At 62.4% G+C, this 20,438-nt stretch carries 19 protein-coding genes; 15 read left to right on the top strand and 4 right to left on the bottom strand.

What is annotated here, in order from left to right; all coding sequences use genetic code 11:
- The first annotated feature begins 1 nt into the window (after nucleotide 1).
- Nucleotides 2-232, top strand: a complete 231-nt coding sequence (locus ABIA45_RS19205; protein WP_036006848.1) for a DUF2274 domain-containing protein — start codon at nucleotides 2-4, stop codon at nucleotides 230-232.
- Nucleotides 233-419: 187 nt separating this feature from the next.
- Here the strand turns inward: ABIA45_RS19205 and ABIA45_RS19200 are convergent, their stop codons facing one another.
- From ABIA45_RS19200 to ABIA45_RS19190, 3 genes are all read right to left on the bottom strand, one after another.
- A complete protein-coding gene (locus ABIA45_RS19200) occupies nucleotides 420-1,325 on the bottom strand; it encodes a TauD/TfdA family dioxygenase (protein WP_346656602.1) in 906 nt (301 codons plus the stop codon).
- 812 nt (nucleotides 1,326-2,137) lie between these two features.
- Nucleotides 2,138-2,416 (bottom strand): FMN-binding negative transcriptional regulator, encoded by a 279-nt coding sequence (locus ABIA45_RS19195; RefSeq protein ID WP_404655703.1) that lies wholly within the window; start codon nucleotides 2,414-2,416, stop codon nucleotides 2,138-2,140.
- A gap of 501 nt (nucleotides 2,417-2,917) precedes the next feature.
- Entirely contained in the window at nucleotides 2,918-3,304 is a 387-nt protein-coding gene (locus ABIA45_RS19190) for a hypothetical protein (RefSeq protein ID WP_404653204.1), read from the bottom strand.
- 679 nt (nucleotides 3,305-3,983) lie between these two features.
- Between ABIA45_RS19190 and ABIA45_RS19185 the strand changes: the two genes are divergently transcribed.
- From ABIA45_RS19185 to ABIA45_RS19140, 10 genes are all read left to right on the top strand, one after another.
- Nucleotides 3,984-4,436 (top strand): hypothetical protein, encoded by a 453-nt coding sequence (locus tag ABIA45_RS19185; RefSeq protein WP_404653203.1) that lies wholly within the window; start codon nucleotides 3,984-3,986, stop codon nucleotides 4,434-4,436.
- Nucleotides 4,437-5,343: 907 nt separating this feature from the next.
- On the top strand, nucleotides 5,344-5,652 hold the full coding sequence (locus tag ABIA45_RS19180; protein WP_404653202.1) for a hypothetical protein: 309 nt from the start codon (nucleotides 5,344-5,346) through the stop codon (nucleotides 5,650-5,652).
- 133 nt (nucleotides 5,653-5,785) lie between these two features.
- Complete coding sequence (locus ABIA45_RS19175) at nucleotides 5,786-7,498, top strand: tetratricopeptide repeat protein (protein ID WP_404653201.1); 1,713 nt, start codon at nucleotides 5,786-5,788, stop codon at nucleotides 7,496-7,498.
- A gap of 305 nt (nucleotides 7,499-7,803) precedes the next feature.
- Complete coding sequence (locus ABIA45_RS19170) at nucleotides 7,804-9,309, top strand: glucan biosynthesis protein G (protein WP_404653199.1); 1,506 nt, start codon at nucleotides 7,804-7,806, stop codon at nucleotides 9,307-9,309.
- The gene (gene mdoH, locus ABIA45_RS19165; protein WP_404653198.1) at nucleotides 9,297-11,417 is read left to right on the top strand and encodes a glucans biosynthesis glucosyltransferase MdoH; all 2,121 of its coding nucleotides are present in this window, start codon (nucleotides 9,297-9,299) and stop codon (nucleotides 11,415-11,417) included. The genes ABIA45_RS19170 and mdoH overlap by 13 nt, the downstream gene beginning before the upstream one ends.
- Before the next feature lie 144 nt (nucleotides 11,418-11,561).
- A complete protein-coding gene (locus ABIA45_RS19160; protein ID WP_404653197.1) occupies nucleotides 11,562-12,617 on the top strand; it encodes a sugar phosphate isomerase/epimerase family protein in 1,056 nt (351 codons plus the stop codon).
- 15 nt (nucleotides 12,618-12,632) lie between these two features.
- Nucleotides 12,633-13,808, top strand: a complete 1,176-nt coding sequence (locus ABIA45_RS19155; protein WP_404653195.1) for a Gfo/Idh/MocA family protein — start codon at nucleotides 12,633-12,635, stop codon at nucleotides 13,806-13,808.
- A 223-nt stretch (nucleotides 13,809-14,031) separates the two neighbouring features.
- Nucleotides 14,032-14,193 (top strand): DUF2934 domain-containing protein, encoded by a 162-nt coding sequence (locus ABIA45_RS19150; protein WP_157281972.1) that lies wholly within the window; start codon nucleotides 14,032-14,034, stop codon nucleotides 14,191-14,193.
- A complete protein-coding gene (locus ABIA45_RS19145) occupies nucleotides 14,190-14,375 on the top strand; it encodes a hypothetical protein (RefSeq protein ID WP_246732151.1) in 186 nt (61 codons plus the stop codon). The genes ABIA45_RS19150 and ABIA45_RS19145 overlap by 4 nt, the downstream gene beginning before the upstream one ends.
- 141 nt (nucleotides 14,376-14,516) lie before the next feature.
- Nucleotides 14,517-14,795: a DUF2934 domain-containing protein gene (locus ABIA45_RS19140; protein WP_271542110.1), complete on the top strand. Its 279-nt coding sequence runs from the start codon at nucleotides 14,517-14,519 to the stop codon at nucleotides 14,793-14,795.
- Nucleotides 14,796-15,082: 287 nt separating this feature from the next.
- Here the strand turns inward: ABIA45_RS19140 and ABIA45_RS19135 are convergent, their stop codons facing one another.
- Nucleotides 15,083-16,870 carry a peptide ABC transporter substrate-binding protein gene (locus ABIA45_RS19135; RefSeq protein ID WP_404653192.1) on the bottom strand — a complete coding sequence of 596 codons (1,788 nt, stop codon included), beginning with the start codon at nucleotides 16,868-16,870 and terminating at the stop codon, nucleotides 15,083-15,085.
- 333 nt (nucleotides 16,871-17,203) lie between these two features.
- Between ABIA45_RS19135 and ABIA45_RS19130 the strand changes: the two genes are divergently transcribed.
- The 4 genes from ABIA45_RS19130 (at nucleotide 17,204) to ABIA45_RS19115 (ending at nucleotide 20,410) form a co-directional block, all read left to right on the top strand.
- The gene (locus ABIA45_RS19130; protein ID WP_404653191.1) at nucleotides 17,204-17,986 is read left to right on the top strand and encodes a MetQ/NlpA family ABC transporter substrate-binding protein; all 783 of its coding nucleotides are present in this window, start codon (nucleotides 17,204-17,206) and stop codon (nucleotides 17,984-17,986) included.
- A gap of 160 nt (nucleotides 17,987-18,146) precedes the next feature.
- Nucleotides 18,147-19,184: a putative FMN-dependent luciferase-like monooxygenase gene (locus tag ABIA45_RS19125; protein WP_404653189.1), complete on the top strand. Its 1,038-nt coding sequence runs from the start codon at nucleotides 18,147-18,149 to the stop codon at nucleotides 19,182-19,184.
- A 39-nt stretch (nucleotides 19,185-19,223) separates the two neighbouring features.
- Nucleotides 19,224-19,823 (top strand): CMD domain protein, encoded by a 600-nt coding sequence (locus ABIA45_RS19120; RefSeq protein WP_404653187.1) that lies wholly within the window; start codon nucleotides 19,224-19,226, stop codon nucleotides 19,821-19,823.
- Nucleotides 19,824-19,834: 11 nt separating this feature from the next.
- On the top strand, nucleotides 19,835-20,410 hold the full coding sequence (locus ABIA45_RS19115) for an alkylhydroperoxidase domain protein (protein ID WP_271542106.1): 576 nt from the start codon (nucleotides 19,835-19,837) through the stop codon (nucleotides 20,408-20,410).
- Nucleotides 20,411-20,438: the final 28 nt, after the last annotated feature.

Below are 20,438 nucleotides of genomic sequence, written 5' to 3'. Positions count from 1 at the left end.
CATGCCAAAACTAAAAATAGGAGAGCTTCCAGACGACAAGCCGGTCAAAGTAAGTGTGGAGCTGCCTGCGGCGGTGCATCGTGATCTCATTGCATATGCAGAAGCCCTTACTCGCCAGGGTGGTCAAGTGGTCGATCCGACTAAACTCATCGCCCCTATGTTGGCGCGCTTTATGGCCACTGATCGAGGATTTTCTAAGCTGAAACGGGAAACCGCTGGCGAAGGACAGTGATGCTCAAGTTTCCTCGAAGCCGTCGGTCGACGCTAAATAGTTTGCGTGCATCAAGCTAGCCGCTGCCGCGTTGGCGCTAAGAGCTGAGATATCGCGTTGGAGAGTGTGTTTTCGCGTTTGCCTTAAAGAAGTCAGATTGCCAGGTTTTCTCGATTTCAGCCCGAGAGCGCTGCGCGTCGTCGTGCAGTCATTCGGTCACCTTCAGGCGCGTTACACTGCTCCTGCCATCGACGCTGACAGGCACCTCACCCTCGATCGTGGCCCGACGTACGACGCGATGCTGGTCCCCGTAATCGTTGACGGCGTAATGCTGCGTTGCGCGGTTATCCCATATCGCAATATCCCCCTCTAACCAGTTCCAGCGCACAGTGTTTTCGGGCGCGGTGATGTGAGATTGAAATAGGTCGAACAGCTTTTGTCCGTCGTATTTGGGGACATCAACAAACTGCTTCACCAAGGCGCCGAGCACTAGCGTCCGCTCGCCTGTTTCGGGGTGGACGCGCACGACGGGATGCTCCGTCTCAAAAACCGCTTTGGTGAACACCTCCTCAAAGTGCTTCTTGTCGACCTCGCGGAGACGCGCGATCCCGGCGTAATCGAAAACGTTGCTGTGAACGGCCCATAGGCCCTCGGCGAGCCGTTGTAGTGGCGACGGCAAACCAAGATAAGCGGCAGCTGTGTTAGACCACACGGTGTCGCCTCCGAACGTTGGCATTACCACGGCCCGCAGGACCAAGATCTTTGGATAGGCGTCGGCAAAGGTCCCATCCGCATGCCAAACGTCGGCGCGACCGCCACCGCGAGTGGAGTCCAGTTCGAGGAGCGACGCCCCCTTGGTAGCGCCGAGTATCGGATGTGGCACTACCTTTCCCAGACGAGCGGAAAAGCGCTCCTGCTCAGCGTCATTGAGATGTCCTTGATTGCGGAAGAAGATCACCTTGTGCTCTAGCAATAAGCTGTTGATCGCAGCTATCGCGTGATCCGGTAGATCGCCTGACAGCTTGATATTTTTGACTTCGGCACCGATGCGCGCTGCTCGTTTCACAATATCCGCGCTCGGAATGACGCCACCTATCAAAGTCATTGCGCTGATCTCGCTTTTCCAGGCCCTGGCAGGTCTCCCGCACCCCCTTGGAGCGAATGATCTTCAGCAAGCATCGTGCCAATCGAAAGACCAACATGTCCTCGACAATAGGCACTGAACGAATCGTGGTATTTGCTGCGAGTCATCGAACGTCATCGTGCCATATCAACGGGTTCGAGAGTATTTGCTGGTCTACATGTCTCGGATGCTTATAGCGGGTAATGTCCGGTTAAGTGAGCTGAATCAGCTGACCGGTCCTCGAGGGTGAGATGCGGTGGAAAGCGTGAGCATTGCTGCTTTGTGGCTCTGCTTCTTGATCGATTCGTTTTAGGCAGTGACCATGCCAGGCGGCGCTGGGCAAGCCACAACGCGAATGGGCTTTTCGAGAGTTCGCGTACTATGCCCGCTGTACTCGACCTGACACGGGATTTGGCCCCTGTCGGAAAACCGACAACTCTCCACATAGTGTAGTAAGCTCAAGCTGACTGTTCCATTGGCAAATTCGTGAGTTAATTGACGGCCCGGGTTAATCTCCCTACGTCGCTGGAGAGCTGTGAGAGTTGCAGATGTACGATCATTCTCTCGAGCGGCGTTCTTGGCGACGGTCATGCACATTATCGTCTCGTCCTGAAGTGGGACAAAGCTGCAATATACTGGTCCTGTGCCAGTTTGCTCGCCGCTTAGGCCGGTGCCGAAACCAATGCGATCAGGCGCCAGCGGTGGTTCATGTCCGATCATGGTGATCGGGATGAAATCCGCGGGAGCATCGCTGACCGCCCACGGCGTCGCACGTCACGTCTCATGGAGGTTCGTCAATCGCGTCACGATCTGAAGCAGGCGATTGAGATACTCGAAGAATTCAATCGCCCATGGGCGTGGACCGCGATGTAATTCCATGTCGGCAGCATATGTTCGGCTTGTGGTTTGCTGGGAGACCAGGATGACGTCTCGCAAGCCTCTGCGCCAGTGAAGATCGGCAGAGCGGTCCGATTGATGCGCGATTGCGGATAGCTAAGTTCACTTCGCCGGCGGCCTGCCCAGCGTCTTTGTCTACTGGACAACAGACTGAGCCGCCGCCATGGTGCAGAACGTCGCAGCACCGGCGGTAGGGGCTGGTCCAAAGCGGCTCCTGTGGTCGTTTGTTCCGCAAGGTCCGGAAGTATCCCAATTTCCAGGAAACGGATGCTTTCTCGGGCACTTCAGCGCTGTTAGCGGAACGACCGTGCAGCTATTCGTGAGGCTATGGGCACGGCCCCCTGGCACATTGCTGCCTCAATTGGGCGCAGTTCTCTTGATCTTTCTCAAGCGATGCCCCTTCTGCAGCAGTGGAGCAGGCGCGCCTGCCGCGCAGCGGTGGCAAAGGCGTCGTGGTCGACGATTCTAAGAAGGATCAGCTTCGGGCAAGGCCATAATTCGCATCCATCTTCCAGGGATCCGGCGAGTATCGTGGTTCAAGAGCCGCCCCTCCTCATTGCCTCGATACTGGCTCGGGCGAGCCCCCAATCGTCAGACTTCAGAAGGGCAACTTCCACACGAAATAGAGAAGCGCAGCGATTGCCACCCAGAAAAGTATGCCGCGGAAGATGAAAGCGAGCGCCATTTTAGTTGCCATCTTGCCCAAGCCGCTGCGCCATGGTGATTCCATCGATCGCGTCTGCCAGCGCTTCCAAGAAAGTCCGATACCACGCGTCATCATCGGGAAGATCCCACTCTTGTAGGCTGCCGACGTAACGCGTCAGAGCAATCACGCCCGCGATCGTGGTTGGGGTTGAACGGATGAGCACGTTCCCATGCTCCGCGAGAGCATGGTTCCTTTGACAGCTGATTTCCTCGGCGGCATCAAACTCGGGTCCCGAATCGAGCTTCGCCGATACGGACAGGGCCGCATCGTAATGCGCCAACAGCTCGCGATGACCCTCGATTATTGCGAAGATTAGATCCCGATCGGCTGCAGCAGTCGACTGGAAGGAAATTTCCTGCGATGACAATGTTGGCCCCAAGCAAGTAGCAAGGCTACGTTAGCATGGTAGTCATGATGATAATCAGCATAGAGGGTCCTTGATCTGCGGTATTTCTGCTCGATCGCCTTGGCATTCAGGCGAGGTCAACGGCTCCATTTTGAGTTCGAGACGTTTCGCGCACGAGGGCGCGCCTTACTCGCGGGAAAACGGCCCTGCTCGATCGTTTTGGCGTACATCACTGGCCTTTCAAGCGTCGTCGTCATTTATGAATGCCACGCAGCGTGCCAGGGCGGAGATCCTCGCACAGCCGGCTTGGGGGTGTCCTCGCACTGTTGGCGGAACCTCGTCCGCGTCGTGTGAAGGCGACACCGCGACATCGGGTATTCGGCGGCAGGCCCATTCAGCCATCATTCACGGATCATCCGGTCTGAGCCGGAGTGACGACGCAGTTGAGGCGTCGACGCCCGCGCTGGGAGCTCTCCGCAAAAGTCCTACGCGGACGGTTGGATAAGATATCGTAGGTTTGGTCGGTGTGGGGGTAGGCGGTAGCGCTCCCCCGCTACCAATCCAGCTAAACAGCTGATGTTTTTTCAGAGTATCGCGTGCACTCGGCTCGATGCTAGCGGTGCGTTATGCTGGTCCTATAGCTGGCGCGCGGCGTCGCGCGCGCTGCATTGATCGGCAATTGGGCGCAGAGCGATAGGAAATGTCCGACCAGCTTGAACTCGTAGTGCTTCATCGGAGCGGTTGCGGAAGTCCCGCGAAGAAGGAGCGGTACACGTTCGATTTTGTCGTCAATGGCCAATCTCTCTTTGCCATCACCGGTGCCTCCAGCTTTGATTTGTCCGGTTGTCTTTCAGTCCCTCAACGAGAGCCCGAGCTTGCCGTTCGCCTCAACGATGGACTTGCGCGACTTCTGACATCGGCCGTTCCGATAGGTGAGAGCAACCGCGTAGCTCTGTATGTTTGTCCGGAATGCGGAGACCTTGGCTGCGGAGCTATCACGGCACGTGTGTCGCGAAGCGACGACGTCGTGCGTTGGTCCGACTTTGCGTACGAAAACGCAGATGACAGCGAAACCAAGCTGTCGAAGATCGGCCCCTTTGCGTTCGAATGGACGTCCTACGTAACTGAAATCGAACGAGCTTGCGCTGGCTGACGGGTCTGTAGGATGGGTAGAGCACTTGCGAAACCATCGTGTTCCACGGCGGGCGGTATCGATGGGTTTCGCTTTCGTTCTATACCCATCCTACCCTGTGTCGCCTCCGTCAATCCCTCCCCACAAAAATATTCTCCTTTACCGAATTTCGGAAATATCGCACACCTGCGCCCATCCCGGCTCACCTTGAGGGGCGATCGCGTCGTCGTCTTGATCGCGAGCCGGGCTTGCGGTGGACGCGGCAGCGTCGGGCGCGACGGGTAGCGGGCAGGGAGGGTAGTCCCCGGTGAGCTCGCGGCCGCGCGCGGACGAACGACGCTGCTAGGTCTCGTCTCGTCTTGCAAGTTTCCGGCGCTGTCGACGGTGCCAGGGAATACTGCGGCGAAATGGCGGGCCGTGCGTACGGCAAAACCGTGTGGTCCTGGCCGTCGTTGCTACGGTCAAGCGCTTGCGGAGGCGGTAGTCGCGTCAACCGGCGCGGGTGCCGGTGAATTCCGTGAGGGCGAGGGAGGCCAGAAGGAACTCGGCTCCCGGGAGAGCGCGGCATAAGCCGTCCGACCATCGCGCAGGGAAGGCCGAGTGATCGGCACCACCTGTATGCTGCTGTGCGGTTCTTCCTGCGTGTGCATTTTGCGCAGCAGACCGCGGGTGCGTTGTCAGCACCCGGCCTTCCCTGCGCCCTCTTGGCTTTCAGAGGGTGGAGTGACCAGGTAAAGCTCGGGCGAATTCAGCCGCGAGAATGCGAAGCTGTGTCCGGCATTCGGAATCAAGGCTGAGCGGTGAATGGCAAGTGTGGCTGGGGAGGCCGCGGCGCGCCGCCGTAGCCGCGTGATGTTGATGCCCCGCCCCGCCGGGGAACCGCCGAGCTTTGTTCGCCGTTTGCATCCGGAAGCATGGGTGAAGTGCGATGAAGTGGATGCTGGTGGTTCTGGTCGGCGGCGTGACGCCTGTGAACACAGACCTGGTGTTTGACAAGTTCACCGATTGCCTTTCGGCGGAAGAGCAGATGCGCAAGCACTATGCCGATGCTTTCGATGCCTGGGACAAATGGGCGGCGATGAACATCGAGCGGCGTCGCGACTATTCCAAAGCCCGCGATGTGCAGGCCAAGCGCTTGTTGGGCAATATCGGAACGTGCGTGCCTCATGGCGACGGGGCGGTCGTGAAGCCGGAGGCCAGCCCTTCACCGACGCCTTCGCCCAAGCCGAGCCCATGACAAGCAAACGAAGCGACCGCGAGCATGCTCCGCGGCCGCACCCGGGAAGCAACCGACGGGTTCTGTGATCACCATCACAGGTGTGGCCGCCTTTCTCTGTCTATATTGTGGGCTCGGCAGCAGGGTGGCGACCATGCGGAATCGGATTGCACTGGTTTTCAGTCTCTTTTTGTTCACAGTTCTGGCAGCCGCTGATCTTGCGGCAGCAGATGACCGGACAATCTGCGCGCAGCGCGGCCATGAAGACCGCATCGCCGCGTGTTCGCGGCTGATCGCAAAGAGCGGTGGGCGCGATGCCGTGGCGTTCGACAATCGCGGTGCCGAATATGGCGACAAGGGCGACTACGATCGCGCCATCTCCGATTTCAGCGACGCCATCCGCATCGATCCGAAATACGCGCTTGCCTGGCAGCATCGCGGCGCCGCCCTGCTTCGCCGGAACGAGGTAGATCGGGCCATTGCCGACCTGACCGAGTCGATCCGGCTCGATGCAAACAATCTGAACGCCTTGAACGACCGCGGCATGGCCTATGCCGCTGCAGGTGATTCCGAGCGCGCGCTTTCGGATTACAACGCCGCAATCCGCATCAATCCGAGGTTCAAGTTCGCCTACTTCAATCGAGGGCGGCTCTATGCCGGCAAGGGCGACCACACCCGGGCGATCGCCGAATACTCCGAGGTCATTCGCATTGACCCGACCTACGGTTATGCGTTCAACAATCGCGGACTGTCCTATCGGGACACCGGCCAGTCCGAGCGTGCCGTGGCCGATTTCAGCGAGGCGATCCGGCTTTTGCCGAGGACGACGCTGGCCTACAACAACCGCGGCGACATCTATCTCCTTCAGGGCAGGTACGATCAGGCCCTCGCCGATTTCAAAGACTCGCTGCGCAATGATCCGCAACATCAGAGCGCGCTGGTAAACCGCGGAATGGTGTTCGAGAAGCTGGGCGAGATCGCAAAGGCCCGCGCCGACTTCAACGCAGCTCTGGCTGCCCCGCAGAAGTACGACAGCGCGAAATGGGCGATGGACAAGGCGCGCGAACGCCTCGCCGCGCTGGACGATACGTCCATCAAGACCGTTCCCGCCACCACCACGTCGGTCATCGCGCTGCCGGGACCGTCAAGCAGAAATGACAGGCGCATCGCGCTCGTGGTCGGAAACTCCGCTTATGAGAATGTCGCAGCGCTCACCAATCCGGCGCGCGATGCGGCGCTCGTCGCCGAAACGCTCAGGCTCACCGGATTCGATTCCGTCACGCTGCTAACCGATCTGCGCAAGGATGCGTTGACCGCGGCGTTGCGCGACTTTGCAAGGCAGGCGGAAATCGCCGACTGGGCGATGGTGTATTACGCCGGTCACGGCATGGAGGTCGGCGGCGTCAACTATCTGATCCCGATCGACGCGAAGATCGCGTCCGACCGCGACGTCAGCTTCGAAGCCGTGGCGCTGGACCAGGTGTTGAACGCCGCGGAACGCGCCAAGCGGCTGCGCCTCATCGTCCTCGATGCCTGCCGCGACAATCCCTTCGCCAACCAGATGAAGCGCACCATGACGCTGGCGTCGCGTTCGGTGTCGCGCGGCCTTGCGTCGATCGAGCCCGAGGCGGGCACGCTGGTGGTGTATGCCGCAAAGGATGGAGAGATGGCGCTCGACGGAGAGGGCAGGAACAGCCCGTTTGCCACGGCGTTCGTCAATAATATGCGCAAGCCCGGTCTCGAGGTGCGCCGGCTGTTCGACGTCGTGCGTGACGACGTCATGGAGGCGACCAATCGTGCACAAAAGCCGTTCAGCTACGGATCGGTCTCGGGCCGGCAGGATTTTTACTTCGTTGCCGGGAAATGACATGCAAGGCTTTGGCTGTCGCGCCGGCCAAAATTCATGGTATTGAGCCGAAATTCGGAAATACCGCATAAAACCTGCCCATCCCGGCTCATCCCGAGGGCCTTCCCTGTGCCCTCTTGGTTTTCAGAGGGTGGAGTGACGAAGCAAAGCTCGGGCGAAAGTCGTCGTGAGGATGCGAAGCCGTGTCGCAATCAGCCGGCGATCTCACGCGGGCGGCGCGCGAGGGTTGAACTGGGCTGGTTGGAACTCGCGTGCGTGATGGTCGTTTGCTTGGCCGGGGCACCAGTAGCGAGTAGGGAGAGCACGTGAACCGACGCCAGCTTGTTCAAGGGTCGGCAGTGCTGCCGGCGTTGCTGCTCGCTCCCCGATGCAGTCTGGCAGCCCCTTCGGACGACATGTTCGGGCCGTCCACGGTGAGGGACCTGGCGCGCAAGCTGGCGGGCAAGCCGTACGAGGCGCCGGACGAGAAGCTCCCGAGCGGATTGAAGGACCTGGATTACGATCAGTATCGTTCGATCCGCTTTTTGCCCGAGCGGGCGCTCTGGCGCGGCAAGAATCTTCCGTTCGAGGCGCAGTTCTTCCACCGCGGCTTTTTCTACAAGAACAGGGTGAACATCTTCGAGGTCGCGGACGGAAAGGCATCCGAGCTCAAGTACCGCAAGGCGGACTTTTCCTTCGGCGAGAAAGTCCCGGCGTTCGAGGACAGCGATCTCGGGTTCGCAGGCTTCCGCATCCATGCGCCGATGAACCGTCCCGACTATTACGACGAGGTCTGCGTCTTCCTGGGCGCGAGCTATTTCCGCGCCGTGGCCAAGGGGCAGACGTACGGGCTCTCCGCCCGGGGACTTTCGATCGATACGGGCGAAGCCAAGGGCGAGGAATTTCCGCTCTTCAAGGCCTTCTGGCTCGAGCGGCCGGCGCCGGGTGCGACATCGTTGGTGATCCATGCTCTGCTCGACAGCAAGAGCTGCGCCGCGAGCTACCGGTTCACGGTGCGCCCCGGGGAGACGACGGTCTTCGACGTCGAAATGTCGGTCTACCCGCGCGTCGAGATGCCGCGCGCCGGTCTCGCGCCCATGACCAGCATGTTCTTTTATGGTCCGAACGACCGCAACGACATCGACGATTTCCGCCCCTCCGTCCACGATTCCGATGGCCTTGCGATCTTCAACGGGAAGAGCGAAAGCCTCTGGCGGCCGCTCAGCAATCCCCGCGATCTCCAGATCAGCACCTTCCAGGATCTCAATCCGCGTGGCTTCGGGCTGATGCAGCGGGAGAGAAACTTCTTCGCCTACCAGGACATCGAATCCAGCTTCGAAAAACGTCCAAGTCTCTGGATGGAGCCGATCGGCGATTGGGGCGAGGGCGGCGTCGTGCTGTTCGAGATCCCGACCAAGGAGGAGATCCACGACAACATCGCCGCATTCTGGCGCCCGAAAAGCCCGCTCCAGGCCAAGGGCGAACACAACTACACCTATCGGCTGCATTGGGGGCCAGATAGCCCGAAGCCGCATTCGCTGGCCAGATTCACGCGAAGCGGGATCGGGGCGAGGGGCGGAGATGCGCGCCTGTTCGTGCTCGATCTGCATGGCGACAACCTCAAGGGCGTCGATCCTGCCGGTGTCAAAGGCGTGGTGACGGCGGAGAAGTCCGAGGTGAAGAACATCGTCACGCAGCCCAATCCCTACACCGGTGGCTGGCGGCTCAGCTTCCAGTGCCGGGTCAAAGGCGAGCCGATCGAACTGCGGGCATTTCTGGCAGAAGGCGACAAGCCTTTGTCGGAAGTCTGGGTCTACCGATGGGCACCCTGAGCACTGCACCGCGGCCGATTGTCGGCGATATCGCGACCCAGCGCCTGCTGCCGACGGAGGCCCCCCTTCCGATGGCTCCTGGCGACCTCGGAAAACATGGGGTACCCGACCGCATTCCGGCGCCGGTTGCCCCCGCCATGGCCTGGCGGCGCGGCCTCATCCTGCTCTCGACAGCGGCGCTCACCGGGGCCGGCGGATATGAGATGTATCGCGTGCTGCAGGTCGGCGGCGTCACCATCCTTGAAGCCATGGTGCTGGCGCTCTTCCTGGTCTTGCTCGCCTGGGTCGCCTTCTCGTTCGCCTCCGCGCTGGCCGGCTTCTTCGTGCTGCTGGTCCATCGTCCGGGCGCCTTTGCGCCGGACGAGGAGCTGCCTGCGATCGCAAGCCGCACCGCCATGCTGCTTCCCACCTACAATGAAGATCCGCACCGATTGACGGCGCGGCTTCGCGCGATCATCGAATCCCTGGAGACGACCTCCCAAGGAAGGCTGTTCGACTGGTACGTTCTGAGCGACAGCACCGATCCCGACATCTGGGTCGCCGAGGAAAAAGCGCTCCTCGCGCTGCGACAAGCCGTCGGAACGCCAAGGCTGTACTATCGCCATCGAGCCGACAACACGGCTCGGAAAGCCGGCAACATCTCCGAGTGGATCACGCGGTTCGGCGCCGCCTACGACTTCATGATCGTGCTCGACGCCGACAGTCTCATGAGCGGGCAGACCATCGTCCGACTGGTCCATGCCATGGAGAGCAATCCGAGCGCCGGCCTCGTCCAGACGCTCCCCATGGTCGTCAACGCACGAAGCCTGTTCAGCCGAGTCCAGCAATTCGCCGGCCGCCTGTACGGACCGATGATCGCCGCCGGCGTCGCCTGGTGGCACGGCTCCGAAGGCAATTACTGGGGCCACAATGCGATCATCCGGGTGAAGGCGTTTGCTGAAGAGGCGGCGCTGCCGCAGCTTCGGGGACGGAAGCCGTTCGGCGGGCACATCCTCAGCCATGATTTCGTCGAGGCTGCGCTGATGCGGCGCGCCGGGTGGGGCATCTACCTGCTGCCGACGCTCGGCGGAAGCTACGAAGAGGTGCCGCCTTCGCTGCTCGATTTCGCAGCGCGCGACCGGCGCTGGTGTCAGGGCAATCTTCAGCATCTCGCCGTGGTGCCTGCGCGGGGTCTCCATTGGGTCTCGCGCGTGCATTTCATGGTGGGGATAGGGGCATATCTGACGGCGCCGCTCTGGCTGCTGTTCCTCCTGCTGGGAATGCTGATCTCGTTGCAGGCCCGCTTCGTGCGTCCGGAGTATTTTTCGAAGGGGTTCTCGTTGTTTCCGACGTGGCCGGCCCAGGATCCCGTGCTTGCCATCTGGGTGTTCGTCGCCACGATGGGGTTGCTGCTGTTGCCCAAGCTTCTCAGCCTCGTGCTCGTTTGGATGCGAGGCTCGGTGAGACGCCAGTTCGGCGGCGCGTTGCGCGCTTCGGCCGGAGTTCTCGCGGAGATCATCGTATCCGCGCTGATGGCGCCGGTGATGATGATCTTTCAGTCGATCGCCGTCGTCGAGATTCTGGCCGGCCGCGATGCCGGCTGGCAGACGCAAAGGCGCGACGACGGCACGGTGGAGCGGCGCGAGCTCTATCGGAAATACGGCGTTCCGACCCTGTGCGGCGTTGCGATGGCCGCAAGCGCCTACGCCGTTTCGCTGCCACTTCTGCTCTGGATGTCGCCGGTCATCGTTGGGCTGCTGTTCGCCGTTCCCATAGGCGCGCTGACCGCCAAGTCCGTCTCCGGAAGATTGTTTGTCACTCCGGAAGAACGAGAGCCGCCTCCCGTCCTGCGGCGAGCGAACGAACTCAGCGCGTCCGCGGACCTAGGGGGCAGCCCCGCCTTGGTGGAGCTGCGCCAAGACCCCGCGCTCCTGGCCTTCCACCTCGCGCAGCTGCCGCCGCCTTGTCCCATCAGACCCGACACGGTCGACGCCAATCTGGCGGTCGGCCGTGCCAAGGTCGATGCAAGCGAAACTTTCGAGGAGGCCGCAGAGCATCTATCCTCGCGAGAAATCTTCTCGATCTTGAACGATGGTTCGGCGCTCTCCACAGTGTTGCAGAAGCGATGAAGCTGCGGCCTGGATCTGTCCTGCGGCCGTTTGAAGCTTTTCTCGTTGCATAGTCCGGTATTGCTCTCTCCCTTGATGGCCGGCATCCTCGAACCAAGTGCGCGGAAAAGCGCGCCCCAAAAAGTCCAAGGAAGGAAGCAATCGATGAAGATGATCAAAGGGCCTGCGATATTCCTCGCTCAGTTCGCTGGCGATGCGGCGCCGTTCAACTCGCTCGGTGCGATGTGCGGATGGGCGGCGTCGCTTGGCTACAAGGGGATTCAGATCCCGAGTTGGGATGGGCGGCTCTTCGACCTCAACAAAGCCTCGGAGTCTCAGGCCTATGCCGACGAGGTGAAGGGCATTGCGGCTCGTCACGGCCTTTCCATCACCGAGCTTTCGACCCATCTGCAAGGCCAACTCGTCGCCGTTCACCCGGCCTATGATGCGGCATTCGACGGCTTCGCAGCGCCGGACGTGCGTGGCAATTCCAAGGCCCGCACGGAATGGGCCGTCGATCAGGTCAAGCGCGCCATCCTGGCGTCCCGGCGGCTCGGGCTCAGTACGCAGGCGACGTTCTCCGGCGCGCTTGCCTGGCCCTATGTCTATCCCTGGCCGCAGCGTCCCGCCGGCCTGATCGAGACTGCCTTCGATGAGCTCGCCAGGCGCTGGCGGCCTATCCTCGACTATGCCGACGAGCACGGTGTCGATCTCGCCTATGAGATCCATCCTGGCGAGGACCTCCACGACGGTGTCTCCTACGAAATGTTCCTCGAGCGGGTGAACAATCATCCGCGCGCGAACCTGCTCTACGATCCCTCGCACTTCGTGCTGCAACAGCTCGACTATCTCGACTACATCGACATTTACCACCAGCGCATCAAGGCGTTTCACGTCAAGGACGCCGAATTCAATCCCACCGGTCGCCAGGGCGTCTATGGCGGGTTCCAGAGCTGGGTCGACCGTGCCGGCCGCTTCCGCTCACTCGGCGATGGTCAAGTCGATTTCGGCGCAATCTTCTCCAAGCTCACGCAATACGATTACGACAGCTGGGCGGTGCTCGAGTGGGAGTGTGCCCTGAAACATCCCGAGCAGGGCGCGGCCGAGGGCGCCGAGTTCATCCGAAACCATATCATCCGGGTGACGGAGAAGGCCTTCGATGATTTCGCAGGCAGCGGCGCTGACGCGGCAGCCAACCGCAAGATGCTCGGCATCTCCTAAAAGAGAGGGTGCAACATGGCGATCGAAGCAAGCAATGAAACCGGCGGCCATCGCCGTATCTGCCTCGGCATGGTCGGCGGGGGCCAGGGCGCCTTCATCGGTGCAGTCCACCGCATTGCCGCGCGCATCGACGACCAGTTCGAGCTGGTCGCCGGCGCGCTCGCGTCGGATCCGGTTCGCGCCAGGACTTCCGCAAAGGAGCTCGGTATCGCCGACGGCCGGGCCTATGGCTCGTTCGAGGAGATGGCGCGGGCAGAAGCGGCGAGAGCGGATGGCATCGAGGCGGTCGCGATCGTGACGCCCAATCACCTGCACAGCCCCGTCGCCAAAGCCTTCCTCGAAGCCGGCATCCACGTCATCTGCGACAAGCCGCTGACGACGACCGTTGCAGAGGCCGAGGAACTGGTGGCGCTGGTCAGGAAGACCGGCAGGGTCTTCGTCGTCACGCACAATTACACCGGCTATCCCATGGTCCGGCAGGCGCGCGCCATGGTCGCGAATGGCGATCTCGGCGAGATCCGTCTCGTCAAGGTCGAGTATCTGCAGGATTGGCTGACCGAGCCATTGGAAACCACCGGCCAGAAGCAGGCGGCGTGGCGCACCGACCCGTCCCGGTCCGGCGCCGGCGGGTGCATCGGCGACATCGGCACCCATGCTTACAATCTTGCCTGCTTCGTCAGCGGGCTCGAGCTCGACGAATTGCTCGCCCAATTGTCGACCTTCGTCGAGGGGCGGCGGCTCGACGATGATGTCCAAATTCTCCTCAAGTGGAAGAGCGGCGCCAAGGGCATGCTGTGGGCGAGCCAGGTTGCCGTCGGCAACGAGAACGGGCTCACACTGCGCGTTTACGGCAGCAAAGGCGGCCTCGAATGGGCGCAGGAGAATCCGAACCACCTGTGGTTCACACCCTACGGCAAGCCCAGGCAGCTCCTGACCCGCGGCGGGGCCGGCGCATCGGGCGAGGCCGCCCGCGTTAGCCGCATTCCATCGGGGCACCCCGAGGGCTACCTTGAAGGTTTCGCAACGATCTATGCCGAGGCGGCGCGCGCCATCCGCGCGGCAGCGGCCGGTGAAAAGCCGCATCCCGATGTCGTCTTCCCGACGGTCGAGGATGGCCTTGCCGGCGTGAAGTTGATCGATGCTGCGGTGAAGTCGTCCGCGGGTAATGGCGTCTGGGTTCGGATGACGTAACGGCCCACGTGCATCCGACGTCGGCGCAATGCCGGGTGGAAAGGCATGCACGCCCCGGGACAAGCCGGCCATCCGGCACGGGCAGACGTGTAGGAACTCTTGCACATGGTTGAAACTTGACTCCGCGGGTCAGCATCGCCGCCGATCGCTGGCCTGCACGGCCCCGCCTCCAAGCCCCCCATACCCCCCAGGGTGGGGCCGTGCTTCCAAGCAGGAGGTGCAATTGTCCGAGCCGACCGAGCAAGAGATCAGAGAACGCGCGCACCAATTGTGGGAGCAGGCGGGCAAGCCCGAAGGCCGCGAGGAGGAATTTTGGCACGCGGCGGAGCAGGAGCTGCGCAACGAGGACGGGTCGAACACGCTGCGGACGCCGGATACGCTGTGACCGACAAGGCCTGCCCATTCTGCCAAGGTCTTGGATGGGTCTGCGAAAACCATCCGCTCCGGGTCTGGAGCGAGAAGCTCGGCGGCTGCCGCTGCGGCGAGGGCATGCCCTGCACCTGCAACACGACTGAGGATCCTGAAATCAGGGTGGTGGTCGTCGAAGCCGACACGACGTGGCATTAGCGGCGCCGGCGGCTTCGGCTGGACCGATGGTGCGACCTTCGTCCTTTCCGAAGCGCCACACCTCAGGGAACGGACCGTCGGGGAAGGGAATTTAGTCTCCGCACGGCTCCGACAAGAACCCTTTCCCACGGCAGTTTGGCGGTGGACGAACAGAAGAAGCTAGAGCACCAGATCGAACTCGCAACGCGAGCGGCTTCGCTCGTCAGGGACGAAACCACCGGGCAACGCTTCAGGAGCTTCGCCGAGGAACTGAAACGAAAGCTGCTTCGCATGATGCGCCGTGGCAAGGTGCGCACACGCGCCTATGAGCTCTGGGAGCAGGCGGGACGGCCGAGCAATCGCGAGTTGGAGTTCTGGCTCGAAGCCGAACGCCAGATCGAGGAAGAGCGCGAGGAGAAGAAGGGCTCGGGAGCTTCATAGCGCCAGGCGGGATCCGTGCCCGCTGCACGCGGTCTCGCGGGTGCCGCTCGCGCAAAGCAAGGAAAAAGCCGCCGGATTCTTCATCCTGACGGCTTCGCAAAGTCCGTAGCTGTTGATCGTCTTCCCAGCCTCGTGCGTACCGCCGTTACCTTGTTTGCGGCCATGCCCGATCCTTGTAGGCGATGGTGCGCGATTCCGCTGTGATCTGGAGCACACAGTGGAGAGGATTCGCTGTCACGTTCTGACGGCCGCGCTGCGCTGCAACCATAGGCGCGCTCACGAGCCCCTCAGGTCCGATACCACGCCGCCAGGTTCCACGTGATGGTGTCCCAGCCGGAGATGTCGATCATCAAATTGTTGGCGCCGGCGTTGACGACGTGGCGCGAGAGCAGGGGCAGGAACACGTTGGCCTCGCAGAAGATCTCGTCGACCTTCATCAGCAGCGCGGCGCGCTTGACCGGATCGAGTTCGTTCTGCGCGGCCTTGTAGGCCTTGTCGGCTTCGGGATCGGAATAGCGCGAATTGTTGCGGCCGAGCCATTTGTTGTCCTTGGTGGCGATCTCCCAGGACACGCACTGGTTCAAGAGGCGCTCCGGATCGGGCTGCGGCTGCGTGGTGTTGTACATCTCCATGTCGGCATAGAATTTCGAGTAGGTGTCGGGATTGCCGACGTCGGATGAGAAGAACACGGAGGCGGTGACCGCCTTGATCTCGATGTCGATGCCGGCCTTCTGGCACGCCTGCTTGATGATGGCCTGCGTCTTCTGCCGCGGCGCGTTGGTCGAGGTCTGGAATACGTATTTGAGCTTCTTGCCGTCCTTCTCCCGGATGCCGTCCGCGCCCTTGGTCCAGCCGGCCTCGTCGAGGATCTTGTTGGCCTTGTCGATGTCGAACTCGTATTTCAGCTTCGGCGACTTGAACTGCTTGGGCGCGTTGACGAAGCTCGCGGTCGCGATGGCGGCGCGTCCGTAGATGAACTTCTGGATCGAATCGCGGTCGATCAGAACATTGATGGCGCGTCGAACGGCGGGATCGGACAGCGTCGGATGCTTGGTCTTGACGCTCGAGCGCTCGCCGTCGACCTCGGTCCAGGGGTCGGTCGTGTTGAGGATGATGAACTCGACATTGCCGGAAGGCGTGATGTCGAGCTTGCCCTTGCCGCCGGCCTCCATGCGCTTGAGGACCTCCTCCTCCACCTGCATGTTCCAGGCAAAGTCGTATTCGCCGGTCTGCAGCACGGCGCGCGCCGCAGACACCGCATCGCCGCCGCCCTTGATCTCGAGCATATCGAAATGCGGCTGGTTCTTGATGTGATAGTCGGGATTGCGCTCGGCGCGGATCATGTCGCCCGGCTTGAACTCGACGAATTTGTACGGGCCGGTGCCGACCGGCTTCAGATTGCCCGGCGCTTCACGCGACTTGGCCCCGACATACTCGCCGAAATGATGCTTCGGCAGGATCATCCCGACCGAGCCGACGAACGGATCGGCCCAGAACGGCGTCGGCGCCCGGAAGATCACCTTGACAGCGTGGTCGTCGATCTTCTCGACCTTGATGTCCTTGTAGGAGCCCGTGGTGTAGGCCGCGGTGGCGAGATCCGCGGCGTATTGCCAGGTGAAGACGACGTCGTCGGCGGTGAAGGGCTTGCCGTCATGCCAGGTCACGCCTCGCTTCAGCTTCCAGATCACGCTCATGCCGTCGGCCGCAAGGCCGCCGTTCGCCTTGGTCGGCGCCTCGGCGGCGAGGCAGGGGATGAGGTTGCCCTCCTTGTCCCAGCCGGCGAGCGGCTCGAAGAAGATGCGCGAGGCGATCTGGTCCTTGGTGCCGAGCGCGAAATGCGGATTGAGCAGGGTGGGCGCCTGCCAGAGCAGCATCTTGAGCGTGCCGCCGCCGCCGGCCTTGGCCGGCTTGTACGGCAGCGTGGCGTCAGCCATTGCGACGTCGTGCCAGACCAAGATTTGGCTGGCGATCGGCGCCGCGATTCCGACCGCGGCCATTGTCCTGATGAACGAGCGCCGCGACAGCGTGCCTTGCTTCACCTCTGCGACCAGATTGCGGATTTCGTTCTCGTTCATTGGATGATCCCCACTTCGTCGCCACCGGCTCAGTGCGCGCTAACTCAGCACGTCGGGCGTGGTGGAGTCAAAGAGAAGGACGCCGGCCCGGCTGCGGATGGAACGAAAGTGTAATCGGGGATTCTTGCCACGAGCGGCAGCAGCTCTGCTTGCGCGGCGCTTCATCCGGGTTACGCGCGCGCACTTTGTCGCACTCTGCATTCGTTTTCCGTTTGCGGCCGATTGGAGAAAGGCTGGCCCCGAGCCGCGCCCAATATGGATTTCCATTTCATTGATTTCGCACCGCAGAAAAGGGAATACGGTTCCGTTGCCGCAAGACCTAAGGAGACCAAGATGTTGTTTCGCCTTCCCCTGATTCTCTCTGCCGTGCTGGCCGCATGGTCCGCCGCAGCCGCGGCCGAGACCATCAAGATCGGCGTGACGCCCGGGCCGCATGCGCAGATCCTCGAAGCCGTGAAGCCGATCGCCGCCAAGCGGGGCCTCGACATCCAGCTGCTGGAGTTCTCCGACTACGTGGTGCCGAACGCGGCGCTCGATGCCGGCGAGATCCAGGCCAATTCGTTCCAGAATCAGCCTTACCTGGACAACCAGAAGGCCGACCGCGGCTACAAGATCGAATCCGTCGGCCTGACCGTGAATTTCCCGATCGGCGTCTATTCGAAGAAGCACAAGGCCTTCGGCGACATTCCCGCGGGCGGCAAGGTCTCGATCCCGAACGATCCGACCAATGGCGGCCGCGTGCTGCTGCTGCTGCGCGACAAGGGCGTGATCAAGCTGAAGGACGGCACCGGCTTCAAGCCGACCGTGCTCGACGTCACCGACAATCCCAAGAAGCTGAAGTTCATCGAGGTCGACGCGGCGCAGGCACCGCGCGCGCTCGACGACGTCGATGCCGCCGCGATCAACACCAATTACGCAACCCAGGCCGGCCTCGATCCGGTCAAGGACCCGATCCTGCGCGAGGACCCGAAGGGGCCCTATGTCAACCTGATCGCGGTGCGCAGCGCCGACAAGGACAAGCCTTGGGTCAAGATCCTCGTGGACAGCTATCACACGCCTGAAGTCAAGGAGTTCGTCCTGACCAAGTTCAAGGGCGCGGTGCTGCCGAGCTGGTAGGCAATCTGCCTGCCCAGAGTCCACATCAAGGCGATCCGGCGGGCAGCCTTGCGATCAGCCTTGCGCAGGAATCTTGCGTATGTGCCCTGCGTAATGCCCGCTTGTCGGGAGCTGCGGCAACCGACATCATCGGGGCCCATCCTCGCCCGACAGGGATCGTATGAAACGCTTTGCCAACCTGAAACGCCTGGGCTTCTTCACGCGGCTGCTCGACGAGGCGCCGGCGGCGGACCGCTATCGCTTCGCCGCCGAGCAGATCGTGCGCGCCGAGAAGGCCGGGCTCGATTCCGCGTGGATCGCGCAGCATCATTTCCATGAGCGCGAGGGCGGCCTGCCCTCGCCCTTCACGTTCCTGGGTTACGTCGCCGCCCAGACCTCGCGCATCCGCCTCGGCACCGGCATCGTCACCCTGCCGCTGGAGAACGCGGTGCGGGTGGCGGAGGACGCCGCGGTGCTGGATCTCCTCTGCAACGGCCGCTTCGAGCTCGGCGTCGGCACCGGCGGCAACCCGTCGGCCTTCGCCGCCTTCGGCCTCGACAGCGCCCAGCGCAACGAGATCTTTGCCCGCAATCTGGACATCGTGCGCAAGGCCCTGACCGGCAAGCCGCTCGATGGCGGCGACACGCTCTATCCGCAGCGGCCGCAACTGGATAAGCGCATCTGGCAGGCGACATTCTCCGTTGCTGGCGGCGCCCGCGCCGGCAAGGCCGGCGACGGCCTCCTGCTCTCGCGCACGCAGCCGCGGGCCAAGGATGCGCCGAACGCGACGCTCGCCGAAATCCAGAATCCGATCATCGACGCCTATCTCTCAGCGCTGCCGCCGGGCTGCGAGCCGCGCATCATGGCCTCGCGCAGCATCTTCGTTGCCGACGACCATCGCGAGGCGCTGCGCCTCGCCGATATCGGACTGCGCCGCGCGCTGCCGCAATTCATGAAGGGCGGACACCTTCCGCCGGGCGAGACACTGGAAGAGATGATCACCGCGTTCGACACCCATGTCGGCGATGCCGACCACGTCATCGCCTCGCTTCGCGCCGACGCCACGCTGGAACGGGTGACCGATCTCGTCTTTCAGGTACATTCAGTGGATGCGCCGCATCCTTACGTCCTGCGCTCGATCGAGCTCGTCGCCGACAAGGTCGCCCCAGTGCTGGGCTGGGCCCGGACGGCCGCCAAAGACGTTGCCCTCGCAGGCTAGCCGGAAATGAACGAAAAACGCGTTGCAAGAGACTGAGTGATGGCAGCAACAGACATCATCGACACGCTCGCCGGCATCGAGCCCGGCTCCACCCTCGACGCCATCCGCGCGCGCCGCCTGCAGGCGCGCGAGAATGCGCAGAAGAGCTATCTCGCTTTGTTCGAGCCGGTCGACGCCGGCGATATTTCGCTTACCGAACGCGCCGCGGTCGCGGCCTTCGTGACCGGGCTCCACGGCGAGTCCCCCGTTTCCGCCTTCTATCGCGACAAGCTCGCCGCAAACGCGGATGGCGCGCCTCTGCTCGATGCGATCAACGCCGAGATCGAGCGCGGCAAGACTTCGGGTCCATATGGCGCCTATCCGGCCGGTCCGTTGTCGATCGAGAACAAGGCCGGCTTGATCTATCGCGTCAGCGCGGAGCGCAAGCCTGTCCTCGGCGCCAGGCTAGTCGCAGCATTGGAGCACGCGCATCTCCTTGTCTTCCACCCGCGCGACGCCGCATCCGCCGACATGAAGGCGCTGCTGGCCGCGGGCTGGTCGGCCACCGGCATCGTCACGTTGTCCCAGCTCGTTGCATTCCTGTCGTTCCAGGTCCGTGTGGTCAGCGGCTTGCGCACGCTCGCCGCCGCAAGCGCGTAGGAGGCCCAATCATGAGCACCGTCAATCCGCCAGTCGTCTTCACCCAGGACGAGCTCGGCTGGGTCTCGTGGATCGACCCGCTGCCCGAGGCCGAGCTGACCGAGCGGCACTACGCCGGCCTCGTCGACCGCGCCCGCGCCAAGTCGGAATATTTTCGTCTCTTGGTGCGCGATCCCGAAGTGCTGGAAGCCCGCACCAAGACCGACAAGGACATCTTCTACAACGTCGCCGACGGCCTGCCGCGCGCCGAGCGCGAGCTCGCCGCTGCCGCGACCTCGCGCTTCAACGGCTGCATCTATTGCGCCTCCGTGCATGCGCGCTTCGCCAGCACCTATTCCAAGCGCCGCGACGACGTCCAGCGCCTGCTCGACGAGGGCGTTGGGGCCGATCTCGGCGAGCGCTGGAATGCGGTGGTCAAGGCCTCGGTGGCGTTGGCCGCAACGCCGATCGCATTCGGGCCTGACAATATCGCCGAGCTGCGCCGCGCCGGTCTCGACGACGCCGAGATCGTCGACGTCATCAACGGCGCCGCGTTCTTCAACTGGGCGAACCGGCTGATGCTGTCGCTCGGCGAGCCCTCGAAATAGGCAATCTCACCGGCACGAGAATTGCTGC

The organism is Bradyrhizobium sp. USDA 336, assembly GCF_044908355.1.
GTDB lineage: Bacteria > Pseudomonadota > Alphaproteobacteria > Rhizobiales > Xanthobacteraceae > Bradyrhizobium > Bradyrhizobium yuanmingense.
Note: the sequence above shows the minus strand (reverse complement) of the source record. Positions and strands in the feature narration are given on the sequence as shown.

Excerpts from the sequence above, each read along its gene's own strand:
- ABIA45_RS19180 (WP_404653202.1), top strand. The coding sequence starts at position 5,344 with ATGAAGTGGATGCTGGTGGTTCTGGTCGGCGGCGTGACGCCTGTGAAC.
- ABIA45_RS19155 (WP_404653195.1), top strand. The coding sequence starts at position 12,633 with ATGGCGATCGAAGCAAGCAATGAAACCGGCGGCCATCGCCGTATCTGC.
- ABIA45_RS19205 (WP_036006848.1), top strand. The coding sequence starts at position 2 with ATGCCAAAACTAAAAATAGGAGAGCTTCCAGACGACAAGCCGGTCAAA.
- ABIA45_RS19115 (WP_271542106.1), top strand. The coding sequence starts at position 19,835 with ATGAGCACCGTCAATCCGCCAGTCGTCTTCACCCAGGACGAGCTCGGC.
- ABIA45_RS19135 (WP_404653192.1), bottom strand. The coding sequence starts at position 16,870 with ATGAACGAGAACGAAATCCGCAATCTGGTCGCAGAGGTGAAGCAAGGC.
- ABIA45_RS19175 (WP_404653201.1), top strand. The coding sequence starts at position 5,786 with ATGCGGAATCGGATTGCACTGGTTTTCAGTCTCTTTTTGTTCACAGTT.
- ABIA45_RS19185 (WP_404653203.1), top strand. The coding sequence starts at position 3,984 with ATGTCCGACCAGCTTGAACTCGTAGTGCTTCATCGGAGCGGTTGCGGA.
- mdoH (WP_404653198.1), top strand. The coding sequence starts at position 9,297 with ATGGGCACCCTGAGCACTGCACCGCGGCCGATTGTCGGCGATATCGCG.
- ABIA45_RS19130 (WP_404653191.1), top strand. The coding sequence starts at position 17,204 with ATGTTGTTTCGCCTTCCCCTGATTCTCTCTGCCGTGCTGGCCGCATGG.
- ABIA45_RS19120 (WP_404653187.1), top strand. The coding sequence starts at position 19,224 with ATGGCAGCAACAGACATCATCGACACGCTCGCCGGCATCGAGCCCGGC.
- ABIA45_RS19160 (WP_404653197.1), top strand. The coding sequence starts at position 11,562 with ATGAAGATGATCAAAGGGCCTGCGATATTCCTCGCTCAGTTCGCTGGC.
- ABIA45_RS19125 (WP_404653189.1), top strand. The coding sequence starts at position 18,147 with ATGAAACGCTTTGCCAACCTGAAACGCCTGGGCTTCTTCACGCGGCTG.